Source organism: Pandoraea sp. XJJ-1 (genome assembly GCF_026802345.1).
GTDB lineage: Bacteria > Pseudomonadota > Gammaproteobacteria > Burkholderiales > Burkholderiaceae > Pandoraea > Pandoraea cepalis.
Window position 1 is genome coordinate 1915374 of sequence record NZ_CP113827.1, and the last position, 18594, is coordinate 1933967.

General features: G+C 64.8%; 15 protein-coding genes. 11 read left to right on the forward strand and 4 right to left on the reverse strand.

The window, feature by feature from the left end:
- The first annotated feature begins 74 nt into the window (after positions 1–74).
- From accD to OYT13_RS08790, 8 genes are all read left to right on the forward strand, one after another.
- Complete coding sequence (gene accD / locus OYT13_RS08755; RefSeq protein ID WP_017234685.1) at positions 75–950, forward strand: acetyl-CoA carboxylase, carboxyltransferase subunit beta; 876 nt, start codon at positions 75–77, stop codon at positions 948–950.
- Positions 951–1139: 189 nt separating this feature from the next.
- A complete protein-coding gene (folC, locus tag OYT13_RS08760) occupies positions 1140–2438 on the forward strand; it encodes a bifunctional tetrahydrofolate synthase/dihydrofolate synthase (RefSeq protein ID WP_268567597.1) in 1299 nt (432 codons plus the stop codon).
- Positions 2439–2483: 45 nt separating this feature from the next.
- The gene (locus OYT13_RS08765) at positions 2484–3509 is read left to right on the forward strand and encodes an SPOR domain-containing protein (protein ID WP_268567598.1); all 1026 of its coding nucleotides are present in this window, start codon (positions 2484–2486) and stop codon (positions 3507–3509) included.
- Between the two features lies 1 nt (position 3510).
- A complete protein-coding gene (locus OYT13_RS08770; RefSeq protein WP_261938759.1) occupies positions 3511–4392 on the forward strand; it encodes a CvpA family protein in 882 nt (293 codons plus the stop codon).
- Positions 4393–4447: 55 nt separating this feature from the next.
- On the forward strand, positions 4448–5968 hold the full coding sequence (gene purF / locus OYT13_RS08775; RefSeq protein WP_017234689.1) for an amidophosphoribosyltransferase: 1521 nt from the start codon (positions 4448–4450) through the stop codon (positions 5966–5968).
- Positions 5969–6193: 225 nt separating this feature from the next.
- Positions 6194–7381, forward strand: a complete 1188-nt coding sequence (locus OYT13_RS08780) for an O-succinylhomoserine sulfhydrylase (RefSeq protein ID WP_130025622.1) — start codon at positions 6194–6196, stop codon at positions 7379–7381.
- A gap of 14 nt (positions 7382–7395) precedes the next feature.
- Positions 7396–8466: a histidinol-phosphate transaminase gene (gene hisC, locus OYT13_RS08785; protein ID WP_268567599.1), complete on the forward strand. Its 1071-nt coding sequence runs from the start codon at positions 7396–7398 to the stop codon at positions 8464–8466.
- A gap of 236 nt (positions 8467–8702) precedes the next feature.
- Positions 8703–10136, forward strand: a complete 1434-nt coding sequence (locus tag OYT13_RS08790) for an NAD-dependent succinate-semialdehyde dehydrogenase (protein ID WP_026132096.1) — start codon at positions 8703–8705, stop codon at positions 10134–10136.
- 66 nt (positions 10137–10202) lie between these two features.
- Here the strand turns inward: OYT13_RS08790 and OYT13_RS08795 are convergent, their stop codons facing one another.
- Together OYT13_RS08795 and OYT13_RS08800 are read right to left on the reverse strand one after the other, a co-directional pair.
- Entirely contained in the window at positions 10203–11867 is a 1665-nt protein-coding gene (locus OYT13_RS08795) for a phosphoethanolamine transferase (protein ID WP_268567600.1), read from the reverse strand.
- A 228-nt stretch (positions 11868–12095) separates the two neighbouring features.
- Positions 12096–12872: an AraC family transcriptional regulator gene (locus tag OYT13_RS08800; protein ID WP_017234694.1), complete on the reverse strand. Its 777-nt coding sequence runs from the start codon at positions 12870–12872 to the stop codon at positions 12096–12098.
- 220 nt (positions 12873–13092) lie between these two features.
- Here OYT13_RS08800 and gltX point away from each other — a divergent pair, with 220 nt between their 5' ends.
- A complete protein-coding gene (gene gltX / locus OYT13_RS08805; protein ID WP_150563115.1) occupies positions 13093–14487 on the forward strand; it encodes a glutamate--tRNA ligase in 1395 nt (464 codons plus the stop codon).
- A gap of 131 nt (positions 14488–14618) precedes the next feature.
- Here gltX and OYT13_RS08810 read toward each other — a convergent pair whose 3' ends face one another.
- Entirely contained in the window at positions 14619–15485 is an 867-nt protein-coding gene (locus OYT13_RS08810) for an inositol monophosphatase family protein (RefSeq protein ID WP_017234696.1), read from the reverse strand.
- A gap of 432 nt (positions 15486–15917) precedes the next feature.
- Between OYT13_RS08810 and OYT13_RS08815 the strand changes: the two genes are divergently transcribed.
- Both OYT13_RS08815 and cysE read left to right on the forward strand, forming a co-directional pair.
- On the forward strand, positions 15918–16736 hold the full coding sequence (locus OYT13_RS08815; protein ID WP_268567601.1) for an RNA methyltransferase: 819 nt from the start codon (positions 15918–15920) through the stop codon (positions 16734–16736).
- A 147-nt stretch (positions 16737–16883) separates the two neighbouring features.
- Entirely contained in the window at positions 16884–17663 is a 780-nt protein-coding gene (gene cysE / locus OYT13_RS08820; RefSeq protein ID WP_268567602.1) for a serine O-acetyltransferase, read from the forward strand.
- 83 nt (positions 17664–17746) lie between these two features.
- Here the strand turns inward: cysE and OYT13_RS08825 are convergent, their stop codons facing one another.
- Positions 17747–18565, reverse strand: a complete 819-nt coding sequence (locus OYT13_RS08825) for a UDP-2,3-diacylglucosamine diphosphatase (protein WP_017234699.1) — start codon at positions 18563–18565, stop codon at positions 17747–17749.
- Between the last annotated feature and the right edge of the window lie 29 nt (positions 18566–18594).

The following is an 18594-nucleotide window of genomic DNA, read 5'->3' on the forward strand; positions in this document are numbered from 1 at the left end:
ATTGACACGGCCGTGTTGCACGGTCGCCAGAAACGCCCGCCCCGCCTGGTGCGGGCGTTTGCCAAGGAGAAACTATGAGCTGGCTCGATAAGCTGCTGCCCCCGAAGATCAAGCAAACCGATCCGACGCAGCGCAACAAGAGCATCCCGGAAGGGCTGTGGATCAAGTGCCCGTCGTGTGAGGCGGTGCTGTATCGCAACGACGTGGAAGCGAATCTGCACGTTTGCCCGAAGTGCGATCACCACATGCGTATCGGTGCCCGTGCACGTCTCGACGCGCTGCTCGATCCGGAAGGCCGTTACGAACTGGGCCAGGAGATCGTGCCGGTCGACGCGCTGAAGTTCAAGGACAGCCGCAAGTACCCGGACCGCATCAAGGAAGCGATGGACGACACCGGCGAGACCGACGCAATGGTGGTCATGGGCGGCGCGATCCATACGCTGCCGGTCGTGGTCGCCTGCTTCGAGTTCGCCTTCATGGGCGGCTCGATGGGGTCGGTGGTCGGCGAGCGCTTCGTGCGTGGCGCGCAGAACGCGCTGGAGCAGGGGGTGCCGTTCGTCTGCGTGACCGCTTCGGGCGGTGCGCGCATGCAGGAAAGCCTGCTCTCGCTCATGCAGATGGCCAAGACCACGGCCATGCTCACCAAGCTGGCCAATGCCAAGCTGCCGTTCATTTCCGTACTGACCGATCCGACGATGGGTGGTGTGTCGGCCAGCTTCGCCTTCCTCGGCGATGTGGTGATCGCCGAACCCAAGGCGCTGATCGGCTTTGCCGGCCCGCGTGTGATCGAGCAGACCGTGCGTGAAAAACTGCCGGAAGGCTTCCAGCGTTCGGAGTTCCTGCTGCAGAAGGGCGCGATCGACATGATCGTCGACCGTCGCAAGATGCGTGAGGAGATTGCTCGCCTGATCGCCCTGATGCAATGCCAGCCGGCGGACGCCGTCGCCTGAGCACGGAAAATTCACGGGCGCGATGGCGTCGCGCGCACTGCCGCGGTGCCCCAAAGGGCGGTGCAACGGCGTAGAATGTCGCAACGCCACGCCGTGCCGCTCATGCGGCGCTTGAACGCATCACTCAGCAGGATAGAAAGCGCGGACGTTACGTGACGTCCGCGTTTTTGTTTTTCTGCCCGACCATCCATGCCGACCTACTCCACTCTCGACGCCTGGCTCGCCCATCTGGAAACCGCTCACCCTGTGGGCATCGATATGGGCCTCACGCGCATTGGTCGCGTGAAAGAGGCGCTCGGACTGCAATTCCCGTGCCCCGTCTTCACGGTGGGCGGTACCAACGGCAAGGGATCGACCTGCGCGATCATCGAAGCCATTCTGCTCTCGGCGGGTTATCGCGTGGGCTGTCACACGTCGCCGCATCTGATCTCGTTCAACGAACGCGCCCGCCTGAATGGCGAGAACGTCGACGACGCGACGCTGCTGAAGCATTTCGAGGCGGTCGAGGCCGCACGCACGAGCTTCGAAACGCCGGTCTCGCTCACGTATTTCGAGTTCACCACGCTGGCGATCATGCACTTGTTCGCCACCGCCGGGCTCGATGCCGCGATTCTGGAAGTCGGCCTGGGCGGGCGTCTCGATGCGGTGAACATCATCGACCCCGATTGTGCCGTCGTGACCAGCATCGACATCGATCACGCCCAGTATCTCGGCGACACCCGCGAGGCGATTGCCATCGAGAAGGCGGGCATCTTCCGCACGGGAAAGCCGGCGATCTGTGGCGATCCCGTGCCGCCGGCCTCGTTGCTGGCCGAGGCGGAGCGCATTGGCGCGGACCTGTGGCTGTTCGGTCGCGATTTCAACTATCAGGGCGACAAGCAGCAGTGGAGCTATGGCGGACGCCAGATGCGCCGCCCGTCGCTTGCGTATCCAGCCTTGCGGGGCGCGAACCAGTTGCTCAACGCGTCGGCGGCGCTGGCCGCGCTCGAATCGATGCGCGACACGCTCCCGGTGTCGGCGCAGGACATTCGGCTGGGGCTCTCGTCGGTCGAGTTGCCGGGGCGGTTCCAGGTGCTCCCCGGGCGTCCGGCCGTGGTGCTCGATGTGGCGCACAACCCGCACGCCGCTGCCGCGCTTGGCCACAATCTCGACGGCATGGGCTACTTTCCTTACACATACGCCGTGTTCGGGGCGATGGCCGACAAGGATATCGAGGGGGTGCTGCGGCATCTCGTCGACAAAGTGGATCACTGGCGCCTGTGCGCGCTGCCGACCGAACGTGCCGCGAGTCCACAGAAGCTGGAAGCGAGTCTGCGGGCGGTGGGGTTCGCGCCGGATGCCGATCATTCGGTCGAGACCTTTGACTCTCCCGAGAAAGCCTATGCCGCCGCGCTCGAGCAGTGCGGGGAGAATGATAGAATTGTGGTTTTTGGATCGTTCTTTACGGTGTCCGGCGTCATGTCGCACCGCAAATTACAGCGCCATTAAGGCATGACGGGACGTTGGCCGTGACAATTGCTTACGAGAAATGTCATGCGCGGTTCGCCCCCGATGCGCGATCATCATCCGTCCAACGACGCGAGTTACGACCAGAGCCAAGGGCCTATGGGATTGTTTTCCTTCCGCAAGAAAGACGCCGAAGCCGTTCCCCCCAAGCGCGGTAGCCGCCGGAGCGGCCGAACCGGCGCCCGTGCGGCGGGAGCGGGCGAATACAGCGAGCACGAGCAACTCGATCCGCTGCTGCCCGAGAAGCAACGCGCGCGCCGCCGTCTGGTGGGGGCATTGGCGCTGGTGCTCGCCGCCGTCATCATTCTGCCGATGGTGCTGGCCCCCGAGCCGAAACCGTCGGCTGACGACATCGCGATCCAGATTCCCGGAAAGGACACCAACTCGCCGCCCGTGCGCGTGAAGCCGAAGGCAGCCACGCTGCCGACCGACGCGTCGCTCGACAAGGGCGAAGTCGCGCTCGACAGCAATGCACTGGCCGGCGCGAACGCCGCCAAGCCGGCGGTCTCGACGCCCGCCCCGGCACCGACGGCCGTGCCGCCTGCCGCCGCGATGACCCCCGCGCCGAGCACAGTGCCGGAACCGGCGGTGGCGCAAGCGAAGCCGGAGAGCAAGCCGGAAGTCAAGAAACCCGAGCAGCACGCGGACGTGAAGCCGGCCGTGAAGCCGGAGTCGCACGACACGGCCAAGGCGCAAGCCAAGGCGCAGCCGAACAACAACGTCGCCGATCCCATTGCACAGTTCGCCCAGAACAACACGACGGCCAAACCCGCCAAATCGGCGGATAGCCACGACAGTGCGCAGAAGCCGGCGGCATCGAGCGGCAAGTACCAGGTGCGCATTGGCGCATTTTCGACGCAAGACCGGGCGCAGGCCTGGCTCGTCAAGCTCAAGCTCGTGAATGTGCCGAGCTACATGGTGAAGAGCAAGGTGGGGGGCCGTGAACTTTACCTGCTGCGCGCAGGACCGTTCGCCGATCGCGCGAGTGCGGAAGCGGCGGGCAAGAAGATTCGCGACGCCGGACTGACGGCGCAGGTCGCCGAGGCAGGCTGAGTTGAGCGATCCGGTGCATGGCGGTCTGCTGACCGTGGTGGATTACGGGGCCATTGCCATCCTGCTCGGCTCGATGCTGCTGGGCATGTTGCGCGGTCTGGTGCGCGAGTTGTTCAATCTGGTGGGCTGGGTCGTGGCGTTCTTCGTGGCGCGCGCCTTCGGCCCGGCGCTAGCGCATTGGTTGCCCGCCGATCTGCCCGGCGGCGAGATGACGCAAGGCGCCCTTGGCTTCCTGCTGGTGCTGGTCGCGGTGGTTTTTGGCGCCGGTATCGTCAGCGCGCTCGTCGGGCGCATGACCGATCTGATCGGGTTGCGTCCTGCCGATCGCGGATTGGGCATGATGTTCGGCATCGTGCGCGGCATGTTGCTCTTGATGTTGTTGATGGTCGCCGCCAAGTTAACGTCATTGCCGCAACAACCGGTGTGGCAGCAGTCGCTGGTGCGTCCGTGGGTCGAGGCGGGGTTGTCGCGGCTCATGCCGTATCTGCCCGAACCGGTGCAGCACTATCTGCACAATCCCGAGGCGGCGGTGCCGAGCGTCAATCCGCTGGGAACGCCGATTCCGTTGCCGCAGTTGGCGCCGTATCGTGGCACGCCGGATACGGGCGGGCAGGGCGGGCATGGTTCGCCGCGCCATTCGGACGGTGAGCGCGCCGAGGGGACTTCCGGCGCTGCGGAGACCTCGGGGACGTCCGCCCCAATGGGCGGTGGCGCCCTTCGCGGCGGTAGCGGCGGTAGCCTCGGCACGGGGCTGACGGGCGATGGCCTGAGCGGCCAAGGCGCGCTCGGTCAATCGCAGGGGTGGGGCATGCGCAGCGGCGGGGCAGGCGGGGCGGGCGGATCGGCCACGCCGTCGACCGGCCTGCACAAGGTTTCCGAATGACGGATAATACGGTCCGTTAGTTGCAGATTTCGATGTTTTTTGAAGGATTCATGCCATGTGTGGCATCGTCGGTGTAGTTTCCAAATCCCCGGTCAACCAGTTCATCTACGATAGTTTGCTGCTGCTGCAGCACCGCGGCCAGGATGCCGCCGGTATCGCGACGACGGATGGCCAGTCCTTCTACATGCACAAGGGCAACGGCATGGTGCGCGACGTGTTCCGCACGCGCAACATGCGCGACTTGCCGGGCAACGTCGGTATTGGCCAGGTGCGCTACCCGACGGCCGGCTCGTCGAGCGCCGCACAAGCCCAGCCGTTCTACGTGAATGCACCCTACGGCATCGTGCTTGCCCACAACGGCAACCTGACGAACTGGGAACAGCTCAAGGACGAGATGTTCCGTGTCGACCGCCGCCACATCAACACCACGTCCGATTCCGAAGTGCTGCTCAACGTGCTCGCGCACGAGCTGCAGGAAAGCTCGCGCAGCGGCCTGAGCGTCGGGTCGCTGTTCGAGGCGGTGGGCAAGGTGCATGGTCGTTTGCGCGGCTCGTACGCCATCGTGTCCATCATCTCCGGTTTCGGTCTGCTCGCCTTCCGCGACCCGCACGGCATTCGGCCCCTTTGCATCGGACGCTTCGATGGCCCGAACGGCACGGAGTGGATGGTGGCGTCGGAGTCCGTGGCGCTTGAGGGCATGGGCTTCGTGTTCGATCGCGACGTCAAGCCGGGCGAGGCGGTCTTCATCAGCAACGACGGTGAGCTGACGTCGCAGTTGTGCGCCGTCGCCGCCTCGTTGCATCCGTGCATTTTCGAACTCGTGTATCTGGCGCGTCCGGATTCCGTGCTCGACGGCGTGCCGGTCTACGATGCGCGCCTGCGCATGGGCGACTACCTCGCCGAGAAGATCCGGCGCGAGATCGACTATCAGGACATCGACGTCGTCATGCCGATTCCGGACTCCAGTCGTCCGGCCGCGATGCAGGTCGCCAAGCGACTGGGCCTGAATTATCGCGAAGGCTTCTTCAAGAACCGCTACGTCGGCCGTACCTTCATCATGCCCGGTCAGGCGATGCGCAAGAAGTCGGTGCGCCAGAAGCTCAACGCCATGCGGGTCGAGTTCAAGGACAAGAACGTGCTGATCGTCGACGATTCGATCGTGCGCGGCACGACCAGTCAGGAAATCGTGCAGATGGCACGTGACGCCGGCGCGCGCAAGGTGATCTTCGCGTCGGCCGCGCCGCCCGTGAAGTTCCCGAACGTGTACGGCATCGACATGCCCACGCGTAGCGAGCTGGTGGCACATGACCGCAGCGATCAGGAAGTGGCGCGCATCATCGGCGCCGACGCCCTGATCTATCAGGACGTCGAAGACATGAAGGCGGCCGTGCGTGACATCAACCCGGCGCTGGCCGACTTCGACGCCTCGTGCTTCGACGGCAACTACATCACCGGTGACGTCACGCCGGAGTATCTGACGCGTCTGGAGCAGCAGCGCAAGGCGCCGAAGGCCCCGGTGGTGGAGTCCGGTGACGGCGACGACAACGAGCCGCGCGGGGCGCAGCTCGGCCTCTGAGCCGACCCTGGCGCAGCGGGCGGCGGGGATTTTCCCTCCCCGTCGGCAACGTGCTACACTCGTTTTCACGTCGATTTGAATTCAGCTTGCGGACGTGGGGGAACTTCCCCGAAACAGCTAAAGCGAGGCCTAGACAGATGGATTTCGAGCCCGTTTTGCTGAACAGCGAAACGGGCTTTTCTTTTTTCGGCCGGCGGGCGGGCCAACCTAATGACGAGACACACGATGGACTCCTTCGACTTCGATACCCTGGCGGTGCGCGCTGGCACGCAGCGCTCCGAATTTGGTGAGCATTCCGAGGCGCTTTACCTGACCTCGAGCTTTGTATTCAAGAGCGCGGCCGAGGCCGCCGAACGCTTCGCGCATTCGGAGGAGGGCTTCACCTACTCGCGCTTTACCAATCCGACCGTGTCGATGTTTCAGGACCGTCTGGCCGCGCTCGAAGGCGGTGAGGCGTGCATGGCGACCGCGTCGGGCATGAGTGCCATCGTCTCGGTCGTGATGTCGGCGCTCTCGGGCGGCGACCACCTCGTCAGTTCGCAAAGCATCTTCGGCTCCACGCTCAACGTCTTCTCCACGATCTTCAATCGCTTCGGTGTCGAGACGACGTTCGTCGACCCGACCGATCTCGACGCCTGGCGTGCCGCGATCCGTCCGAACACGAAGATGTTCTTCCTCGAGACGCCGTCCAACCCGCTCACCGATATTGCCGACATTACCGCCATCGGCCAGATTGCGAAGGAAGCGGGTGCCTTGTTCGTCGTCGACAATTGCTTCTGTACGCCGGCGTTGCAACGGCCCATCGAGTACGGCGCAGACGTCGTCGTGCATTCCGCGACAAAGTTCCTCGACGGTCAGGGCCGCGTGCTGGGCGGGGCGATTGTCGGCACGAAGGAATTCATCATGGGCAAGGTGTTTACGTACGTGCGCAGCGCCGGTCCGACGCTGTCCGCGTTCAACGCCTGGGTGTTGCTCAAGGGCTTGGAGACGCTGTCGCTGCGTGTCGAGAAGCAATCGGAGAACGCGCTGGCGATCGCGCAGTGGCTGGAGCAGCAGCCGCAGGTCGCCCGTGTGTATTACCCGGGACTGCCGTCACACCCGCAATACGAACTCGCGCAGCGCCAGCAGAAGGCAGGCGGCGCGATCGTCGCGTTCGAACTCAAGGGGGCAACCCCGGCCGAGCAGCGTGAGAACGCTTGGCGCGTGATCGACAACACGCGGGTGTGCTCGATCACCGGCAACCTCGGCGATACGCGAACGACGATTACGCATCCCGCGAGCACGACGCACGGTCGCATCACGCCGCAAGCGCGCGCCGCGGCGGGCATCACCGAAGGCCTGATCCGCCTGGCGGTCGGTCTGGAGTCGCCGGCCGACATTCGGGCCGATTTGGCTCGCGGTTTCGTGAGCTGAGCGGAGTGGCCGTCATGAGTCGATTCTGGAGCGCGGGCGTTGCCGATCTGACGCCCTATGTGCCCGGTGAGCAGCCGCAGATGCAGCGTCTCATCAAACTCAATACCAATGAGAACCCGTACGGTCCGTCGCCGCGCGTGCTCGCCGCGATTCTCGAGGCGCTCGGCGGCGATGCGGACGCGCTCAAGCGGTACCCGGACCCCGACGCCCGCCGCTTCAAGCAGGCCATCGCCACGCGGTTCGGTCTGGAAGTGGCCAACGTGCATGTGGGCAATGGGTCCGACGAAGTGCTGGCGAACGTGTTTCAGGGATTGTTGAAGCACGACAAGCCGATTCTGTTTCCGGACATCACCTACAGCTTCTACCCGGTGTACTGCGGGCTGTACGGCGTGGCGTTCGAGAACGTGCCGCTGACGGACACGTTCGAGATTCGCGTCGACGACTACCTCAGGCCCAACGGTGGCATCATCTTCCCGAATCCGAACGCGCCGACAGGTCGCCTGCTGGCCGGTGGCGAGATCGAGCGTTTGCTGGCGGGAAATCCGGATTCGGTGGTCATCATCGACGAGGCCTACATTGACTTCGGCGGCGAGAGCGCAGCGAAATTGATCGCGAAGTATCCGAACCTGCTCGTGGTTCAGACCCTCTCGAAGTCGCGCTCGCTGGCGGGGCTGCGTCTGGGCTTCGCCATCGGGCATCCGGATCTGATCGAAGCGCTCGAGCGCGTCAAGAACAGCTTCAACTCGTACCCGCTCGACCGTCTCGCGCAGGCAGCCGGCGTGGCCGCCCTTGAAGACGAGGCATATTTCGACGCAACGCGTCGGGCGGTAATCGCAAGCCGTGAGGCCCTCGTGACGCGCTTGTCGGCGCTGGGTTTCGAGGTGCTGCCGTCGACGGCGAACTTCGTGTTCGCGCGTCACCCGTTGCACGACGCAGCCCAACTGGCGTCGGCGCTGCGGGAGCGCTCGATCATCGTGCGCCACTTCAAGCAGGCGCGCGTGGCGCAGTTCCTTCGCATCACGGTCGGCACGGAAGCGGAGTGCGTTGCGTTCACGGACGCGTTGAAGGAAATTCTGGCGGGCTGACGAGGCTTGGGACGTCTCGACGTCGCGCAAGACGACGCGGGGGGACGATCATTCCCCCTGAGGGCCGGCAGTGCGGCAACGTGGAACGTTGCCAGCACTGTCGGCCCTTTTGTTTCATGTGATGAGATGTCTCCGGGGGCGCCGGGAAACGCACCGGCCTGAGCGCGCTGGCAGGGCAACAGGAATCCGCCGCCTGCGTTATGCTGTTGGGCGTGTTGCCAACCGGAGACTTCAGCATGTCGCACAACGTAGAGCTTTTCATTAACGGGCAGTGGAAGGGAGGCGCGGAAGGTCTCACGCTGCCGATCGAAAACCCGGCCACTGGCGAAACCATCGGAACTGTCGCGCGAGCGACCCAGCCGGATCTCGACGCCGCCCTCGCGGCGGCGGAAGCGGGCTTTGCCAAGTGGCGCGAAATCGCACCGTTCGAGCGCGCCAAGCTCATGCGCAAGGCCGCCGGTCTGCTGCGCGAGCGCGTCGGCGACATCGCACGTCAGATGACGATGGAGCAGGGCAAGCCGATCGGCGAAGCCAAGGGCGAACTGCTCTCGGCGGCCGACATCATCGAATTCTTCGCGGAAGAGGGCAAGCGCGCCTACGGCCGTCTGGTGCCGGCCCGTGTGCCGAATGTCTACCAGATGGTGATCCCGACGCCGGTCGGTCCGGTGGCGGCATTCACGCCGTGGAACTTCCCGGTCAATCAGGTGGTGCGCAAGGTCTCGGCTGCGCTGGCCGCCGGTTGCTCGGTGATCGTCAAGGCACCGGAAGAAACGCCCGCCTCGCCGGCCGGGCTGATTCGCGCCTTCGCCGACGCCGGACTGCCCGACGGTGTTCTGAACCTGGTGTATGGCGTGCCTGCCGAAATTTCGTCGTATTTGATCCCGCATCCGACGATCCGCAAAGTGTCGTTCACGGGTTCCACGCCGGTGGGCAAGCAACTGGCGGCGATGGCCGGTCTGCACATGAAGCGTGTGACGATGGAACTCGGCGGGCATGCGCCGGTGCTGATTTTCAACGATGCCGATATCGCTGCCGCCGTGCGGAATCTTGCTGCCGGCAAGTTCCGCAACGCCGGTCAGGTGTGTATCGCACCGACTCGTTTCCTCGTGCAGCGCGGCGTGTACGATCAGTTCGTCGACGCCTTCGTGAAGGCCGCCGAAGCGGTGCGCGTGGGTAACGGGCTGGATCCGGAAACGACGATGGGGCCGCTGGTCAATGGCAAGCGTTTCGAGGCGATCAGCGCGATCGTCGACGATGCGGTGGCCCAAGGCGCTCAGCTCAAAACCGGCGGTAAGCGTGCGGCTGAAGGCGGTCACTTCTACGCGCCGACGGTGCTGTGCAACGTGCCGTTGAGCGCGAAGATCATGCACGAAGAGCCGTTCGGCCCCGTCGCGATCGTCAATCCGTTCGATACGGAAGAGGAAGCCATTGCCGAGGCGAACCGTCTGCCGTACGGCCTGGCAGCATATGCGTACACGACGTCGCAGGGCACGGCGCATCGCCTGTCGGCGCGCGTCGAGACCGGTATGCTGACGATCAACCATTCGGGGCTGGCCCTGCCGGAAGTGCCGTTCGGCGGTGTGAAGGACAGCGGCTACGGTTCGGAAGGCGGCCCGGAAGCGCTCGAAGCGTACCTGCAGCCGAAGTTCGTGTCGCGGCTGGAGGCCTGACGCGGGCTGGCCCGGGTTATCTGCGACAAGTCAGCAGATAACGGTCGGGTCGCAAGCCGATGCGAGCTATCGCATCGGCTTTTTTGTTGCCCCGTCGGCCGACGCCATATCCATGGATGCTCGATACGGGCGTGCGTTGATGCTGCGCGCTGCCGGGGCAAACGCGTCGCTCATCACGTCGTGCGACGCATTGTAGTAAGTCGTGTCGATGTCGAGCAGGCCGAGCATGGTGTGGTCGAGCTGATCGGTTTGATAGGGCCGGGATTCCAGCGTTGCGCGCCGCTTCGCATCGATCCTGCCTCGCGTCCAGACGAGCATCGGGATCTCGTAGCCGGAGGCATCGGCGACAGACTGTCCGGTGTGATTGCGGGTGTGACCAACCTCCTGGGCGTGGTCTGAGCTGAACAGCAGGCTGGCGTCGGACGTCGCCGTGGCCGCCATAGTCTTGCGGATCAGACTGGCGACCACGTAATCGTTGTAGGCGATGGCGTTGTCATATTCGTTGCGCAAGCGACGCACCCAGAGCGACCGACCTTGCGTCGCGAGTTGGCGCACGACGGCATCGTCCGTGTTGTCGAAGCGTGCAAAGGCCTCCGGGTAACGCATATCGTAGGTCGGATGCGCGCCGAGCAGATGCACGACGATAAGCTTGCGGGGGGCGTCGCTCGCGAGTGCGGCTTCGACCTCCGGCAACAGGTTGCCGTCGTAATTGTTCTCGCCGCGCCCCAAGCCCTTGTTGATGAAGACCCGCTCGTCGGCGCGATTGGCGACGAGTCCCAGCCAGCCGTCGTTGGGCGCCTGATTCGAGATCCAGTAGGTGCGATATCCCGCTTCCTTGGCGAGCATGACGAGATCGGGCTGATGCGTCCAGGCGTCGGGATCGGCGAGGCTTGCGGGAGTGAGCATCTTGATGAGGGAGGCCATGGTCGCGGGCTCGGACGACACCACGTCACGGAAGACGGTGAGTTCGCACCGCAATGCGTCGAGCATCGGCGTGGTGTTGCGCGCATAGCCGTAGAGCGACATGTTGTTGCGGTTCAGGCTCTCGCCGATCACCCACACAACGGTCTTGCGCGCGGGCCCCCGATACTGCACGCGCCAGTCGTTGCGCTGGGCCATGTTGCGGTCGAGTTCGCGTTGAAGCGTGTCGGCATGCGCGAGTTGTCGCTGGTAGTCGAGATAGCGGATCGGCCAGTAGAGCAGCGGGTTTTCCTTGGCCATCGTCGGATTCAGATGCAGCGCGAAAAAGCCCAGGAGCAGGCTGGTCACGGCGATTTGGCTGCGGCGCCGCATTGGCGGCGGAGCGTTCGCGGCCTCCGCCCGCGACAGGCGGCGCTCGAGCATGACCACCACCGACATTAGCACTGCGAAGACCCCGCTTGCCTCGGCGAGATCGCGCCAGTGGTGGCGGAAGAACTCGCTGGCTTCCGAAGGGTTCGTGTTGAACACCGCTTGCAGGACCAGCAGATGGTTCGGGCGCAGACCGAAGTAGTCGCGCAGAAACCCTTTGGTGGCTGCGTCGAGAAAGAAGACGGCAACGATGCCCAGCGTCGTCGCGCTCAGCCATGCCGGGCGCGTGCGCAGCATCAGGCACAAGCCCGTGAGCCCGGGTAGGGCGGATGCCATGAGCGCCGCGCTCTTGCCGTACTCTTTGGCGCTGAGCATGCCGAACGCCCAGAACAGGGCCAGGCCGGCCAGTCCGATGAGCAGGCGGTAGAGAAGTGGTTTCAAGGTGCGTGTCTCCCAATGCGTCGCGCACGTCGTTGCGTGCCTGTCGATGGCCGCTTGACCGGCGCCGGGCCAGTCCCGGTTGGCATGCGGCGGGGCGCCTGGCACCGGTCAGCGCCGCAATTCGACCAGAAATTGGGAGATTGGTGTCGTGAATGCGAATATTTTTGGGCGAATTCTATTCGTTATTCGGCGCATTCCGACCAATGTGCCTGCAGCCGAGCGATCGACTTAGCCTGAAGCGCCGCGGGCGAGGCGCTGGCGCCGCCACGCGGCGGGGGGCTGGCCGTAGTGCTGGCGAAACGCGTGGGACAGGGCGCTTTGGTCGTTGAAGCCGACCTCCAGGGCGATGTCGGCGAGCGTTGCGTCGCCGGTGCTCAGCAATGTGGCCGCACGTGCGAGCCGCAGGCGCATCAGATGCTGGTGAGGCGTCTCGCCGGTGATCGCGACAAAGGCATCGTGAAAATGACGCACGCTCATGCCGGCTTCCCGTGCCAGCGTTCCCGTACCTGGTGGCGTTGCCAGCGCAGTGCGCAGTCGGGCGTCGATGCACGCCAGGTCCAGCCGAACGGGGCGCTGTGCGGGGCGGGACGACGCCAGCCGCGCCGTGAGGGCGCCCAGCCAAGCACGCACGACAGGGTCGTTCGCGCTCAGGGGACACTCGCCGTCCATGCGCGCGCTCACGCGCCGGGCCATTGCCAGCAGGTTCGCGTCGAGCGTGAAAAAAGCCTCGTGCGCAAACGCGCGCTGCGAGCCTGTCGCCGTCGCCAGACGCGACGGCACATCCAGCACGACTTGTCGGTTGGGGCCGTCGCCCCGGTACTCATGCCGCACGCCGGCTGGAATCACCACGCCGTTGCGCGTGCCCACACGCCCGTATTGCGTTGCATTGCCGTCCAGCGACATCGACATGCGCCCGGACAGTCCGATCACGACCTGATGAAAGTCATGCGTGTCGGTGCGATCGGTCGGGCAGTATTCGCGGAGCGCGAGGATCGGGATGGACATGGCAGGAGAAGAAGAATACGACCGTGATCGAATGGCGAAGTATCCGACGTTATCACCGATCGACGAAGTAAGGCGCACAAGGGGGGGCGACCTCACGTTCTCGGTGAGTGCGCGCACGTGGCTGATATAATGCCAGCTTCCGAATGTTGGCGACCCGCCTGCGCGAGACCCTCCGCCGCGGGCGTTTTTGTTTGTCGCCGACGCGATGCACCCACGCCAAATCATGACCACTGTCCGCACCCGCTTTGCGCCTAGCCCGACCGGTTTCATCCATCTGGGCAACATCCGTTCCGCTCTTTATCCGTGGGCCTTCGCGCGTCACAATCACGGCGCGTTCGTGTTGCGCATTGAAGACACCGATCTCGAGCGTTCGACCCCGGAAGCCGTGCAGGTCATTCTCGAAGGCATGGAATGGCTCGGCCTCGATTACGACGAAGGTCCGTTCTACCAGATGCAGCGCATGGACCGCTATCGCGAAGTGCTCGAGCAACTGAAGGCCGCCGGTCACGTCTATCCGTGCTACATGAGCATGGAAGCCCTCGACGAGCTGCGCGAGCAGCAGCGCGAGCGCGGTGAGAAGCCACGTTACGACGGTCGCTGGCGTCCGGAGCCGGGCAAGGTGCTGCCCGAGCCGCCGGCCGGTGTGCAGCCGGTGTTGCGCTTCAAGAACCCGCTCGCCGGCAGCGTGGTGTGGGAAGACGCCGTCAAGGGCCGCATCGAAATCTCGAACGACGAGCTCGACGACCTTGTGATCGCGCGTCCGGACGGCACGCCGACCTACAACTTCTGTGTGGTTGTCGATGACATCGACATGGACATTACGCACGTGATTCGTGGCGACGACCATGTGAACAACACGCCGCGTCAGATCAACATCTTCGAAGCACTCGGCAAGCAGCCGCCGATCTACGCCCATCTGCCCACGGTGCTTAACGACCAGGGCGAAAAGATGTCCAAGCGCAACGGCGCCATGAGCGTGGTCCAGTATCGCGAGGAAGGGTTCCTGCCCGAGGCGGTGGTGAACTATCTGGCACGGCTGGGCTGGGCGCACGGCGATGCCGAAGTGTTCTCGCGCGAGCAGTTCGTGACGTGGTTCGACCTCGATCATCTGGGCAAGTCGCCCGCACAGCACAATCCCGAAAAGCTGCTGTGGATGAACAACCAGTACCTCAAGCAGGCGGATAACGAGCGCCTGGCCGGGCTGACCGAGCCGTTCCTGCAGAAGGCGGGCGTGTCGATCGAAGGCGGTCCGTCGCTCGCAGGTGTGGTCGGGCTGTTCAAGGACCGGGCGAACACGATCAAGGACATCGCGGCGAGCGCCGAAATGTTCTATCGCAAGCCGGCACCGTCGAACGACGATCTGGCCCAGCACATGACGGATACCGCGCGCGCGGCCGTGAAGGATCTTGGCGTGGCGCTGGCGGCGTTGCCCGAGTGGACGAAGGCGGCCATCTCGCCGGCATTCAAGGCCACGCTCGCCCAGCATGGCATGAAGATGCCGCAGCTCGCGATGCCGGTGCGTCTGCTCGTGGTTGGCACGACGCACACGCCGGCCATCGACGCGGTGCTCGAACTGCTTGGCCGCGATACGGTGCTGGCGCGTCTGGGCGCCTGAGGAGCACAGCGTGCGAGCGCTTTCCGGGCCGCCAGCGGCGGCGCCGGAAACACAAAACCCCGGGATGCGCGAGCATCGCCGGGGTTTTTTGCGAGGGGGGCGCCATCACATCCAGCGCCCCTGCGCACGCCTTACGACGGCAGGTTGCCTTCCGAGGCAACCGCGCTGGCGGCGCTGGCCCTGGCCGGCGACACCGGACGCTTGGCGCGCGAATAGCCTTCGAGCAGCTTGACCATCTGCGCGTAGATCTTCGGGTTGCCCGCGAGGACTTCGCCTTCGAACAGGAAGTCCGATTCGCCGGTGTAGTTGCCGACCAGACCGCCAGCTTCGGTAATCAGCAGGCTGCCGGCCGCCATGTCCCACGCGTTCAGGCCCTGCTCGAAGAAGCCGTCCATGCGGCCGGCCGCGACGTTGGCCAGATCGAGTGCCGCCGCGCCCGGACGGCGGATGCCCGCGCAATGCTCGGTCATCGTGCCGAACATCTTCAGATAGTTCTCAACGCCTTGCAGGTCGCGGAACGGGAAGCCGGTGCCGATCAGGCCATCGGCCAGACGATCGCGGCGCGACACGCGAATGCGCTTGCCGTCGAGAAAGGCGCCACGGCCACGCGATGCGGTAAACAGTTCGTTGCGGGTCGGATCGTAGATCACGGCTTGCGAGACGATACCCTTGTGGGCGAGCGCGACCGACGTGCAGTAGTATTGCAGGCCGTGAATGAAGTTGGTGGTGCCGTCGAGCGGATCGATGATCCACTGGTATTCGGAACCCGACTTGCCATGTTCCTCACCCGATTCTTCGGCGAGGATGGCGTGGTCCGGATAGGCTTGCAGAAGGGTTTCGATGATCGCTTGCTCAGCCGCTTTGTCCACTTCCGTCACGAAGTCGTTGTGCTGCTTTTTGGTGACCTTGACAGTGTCGATGTCGAGAGAGGCGCGGCTGATGATGTTGCCGGCGCGGCGCGCGGCCTTCACCGCGATATTGAGCATGGGATGCTGCATGACAGATTCCTGTTAAGGCCATTGCCGTCGGTACGCGCGACCCCCTCTGGGCCGGCCGTCAGGCATGGCAGACAAAGCGAACAAATTGAGCAAGAGCGATGCCCCGCAAGCGCCGCGCACCGGGTGGCGGCTCGTTTGCAAGGACGAAAACGCGCATTTTAGCAAAAACGCGGCGCTTGCGCTGAGACGTCTTCGGGTTTCGCGCCCGCTTCTGACCCTTTTTCGGGGTTCGGCGGTTTCATGGCAGTACCGGCGAGGTCCGGCGATCGGGGCCATCATGACCGCCCGCAGCGTTCGCGATTCAGGGCAAAATAGCAACGTTTGCCGTTGAACGGCCGGCCGAGCCGAACGACAAGCGTGGACCGGTTCCGATCCCGGTGACGGCGCGTCGTGTTTTCGCATGCCTCTGTTTCCACTCCTCATCACTGCCTCATGTCACAGTCTGCTGTTGCCCATCCCGCGTCGTCGTTGTTCGATCAAGTGCGTTTCGTGCTCAACGAGACGAGCCATCCCGGCAACGTCGGGTCGGCCGCCCGTGCAATCAAGACGATGGGGTTTGGCCGGTTGGTCCTGGCCGCACCGCGCGCGGGGGCCGACGTGCTGCGCGATCCGGAAGCCGTGGCGCTCGCGAGCGGCGCCGACGACGTGCTGGCAAATGCGTGGGTCGTGCCCGATCTCGATTCGGCCTTGCAGGGCGTGAGCTGGGCCGTCGCCTTGTCGGCGCGTTCGCGTGAATACGGGCCGCCCAATGCCGAGCCGCGCGAGAGCGCCGCAATCGCAGTGCAGCACGCGGGGCAGGGCGAGGCGGTGGCGTTCGTGTTCGGTAGTGAGCGCACGGGTTTGTCGAATGACGATGTCGAGCGCTGCAATGCGCTTGTCCATATCCCCGCCAACCCGGTGTACAGCTCGCTCAATCTCTCGCAGGCGGTGCAACTCATCGCTTACGAAGTGCGCATGGGCTGTCTGGCGCGCGAGCGCGGCGAAGGATCGCATGCCGCGACGGTGGCCGTGTTGCCCTCGGAACTCGATGCCACCGCGCATGCGTCGCTGGCGACACGCGATGACGTCGAAGGCATGCTCGTGCATCTGGAGCGTGCGCTCGTCGAACTCGATTTTCTCGACCCCGAGAATCCGAAGAAGCTCATGACGCGCCTGCGCAGACTTTTCGCAAAGAGCCATCTGGAGCGTGAGGAGGTGAACATCCTGCGCGGCATCGCGAAGCACATTCTGGAGCGCAAGCACCGGCGGTGACCCGCCACCGCTCGCCGCGCTTTTTGCACCCACCGTACCCAGTGTGCCCGCCGTGCGCGACCTTCACGAAGGGCGCGGGCCCCGGTAACGCCGCGATGATCCGCGCCAGAACGGCCGGACACCCACCACAGGATCGAATTCAGACTCATGTTCACCCGTCTTCGCGAAGATATCGCCGCCATTCGACAGAAAGACCCGGCTGCCCGCAGCAACTGGGAAGTTTTCACGTGCTACCCGGGCCTGCATGCCGTGATGCTGCATCGCGTTGCCCACGGATGCTGGACCTCCGGCTTCAAATGGCTTGGCCGCTACGTGTCGCAATATGCGCGCTTCCTCACCGGCATCGAAATCCACCCGGGGGCGACGCTTGGCCGCCGCGTCTTCATCGATCACGGCATGGGTGTGGTGATCGGCGAGACGGCCGTCATTGGCGATGACTGCACGATTTACCAGGGCGTCACTCTCGGCGGCACGTCGCTTGCGCGCGGCGCGAAGCGCCACCCGACGCTGGCACCCGGCGTGATCGTGGGCGCGGGCGCCAAAGTGCTCGGCGGTTTCACCGTGGGCGAGGGCGCGAAGATCGGCTCGAACGCGGTGGTGGTGAAGGCGGTGCCCGCCGGCGGCACGGCGGTGGGCAATCCCGCGCGCATCATTCGCCCCGACGCGCCTCGCGAGGACACGCAAGCCAAGCCGAACGACCACGAGCGCAAGCCGGAATTCTCCACTTATGGCATTACGCCGAACGCCGACGATCCCGTCTCGCTTGCCATTCACGGACTGATCGAGAACGCGACCGATCAGGCGCACAAGATCGATGTGATGGTGGCGGCGCTCAACCAGCTTGGCGCGCATCTCGAAGCGTTGGGCGCGAGCAAGATCGATACCGCGGAGCTGCGCAAGCTGGGCAAGGAAATCCAGGACATGTAACGCGCCATGGCGCGAGGTCGCGCTTGTGCTTGCGAAAACGGCCCGTCATCCGCACGGGCCGCCTTGCTTTGGGGGGCAACGCCTTAGCGGTTGCCGGGGGCGGAGTCCGCAAGATCGATCGCCCGTAAGCCGTGGCTGTCCCATTGCAGATAGCCGCCACGCGGCGTCGCCACATCGAACTCCCAGTCGGGCAACACCCAGCGCACGCGGCGGCCGTCGGCATGGCGTGCCGGACGATGCGTATGCCCATGCACAAGCGTGCGCTCACCGGCGGCGTCGAGCAGGGCGGCGATGGCTTGCGCGTTGGCATCGGCGTAGGCCATGCGATGCGCACCCTTGGCGGCACTGCGCCGCCGGATGCGATTCGCGATGGCCATGCGCAAGCGCAGCGGCAGCGTCAGGAAGAGCGCCTTGCCGAGCGGCGAATGGGCGACGCGTCGAAAGCGCTGATAGCCCACGTCGTCGGTGCACAACTGATCGCCGTGACTGAGTACCAGCGCCTGCCCGAGAAACGAGAACACGCACGGATCGTCGAGCAGGATCGCACCGGCCGCGCGTGCGAAGCGCTTGCCGAGGAGGAAGTCCCGATTGCCGCGCATCACGGCAATCGGCACGCCGCTCGCGGACAGTTCCGCCATGGCGGCCGTCATGCGACGTGCGAACGCGCCGAGGGGTTCGGGGGGGCGCGTGGAGGCTTCGGTGCGGGTGTCGGTCAGCGTGGCGACGTCGAGCATGTCGTCGCCGATCCAGTATTCGAACAGGTCGCCGAGAATGAACAGGACGGACGCTTCACGCGCGGGGCCGCGCAGGAAGTCCTCGAAGACTTGCACCGTGCGCGGCAGCGCCGGCGAGAGGTGAAGATCGGAAATGAAAAGCGCGGGCCCGTCGCCCCGTGGTGTCACAGGGCATGGCGAGCACCGCGCAGTCGATG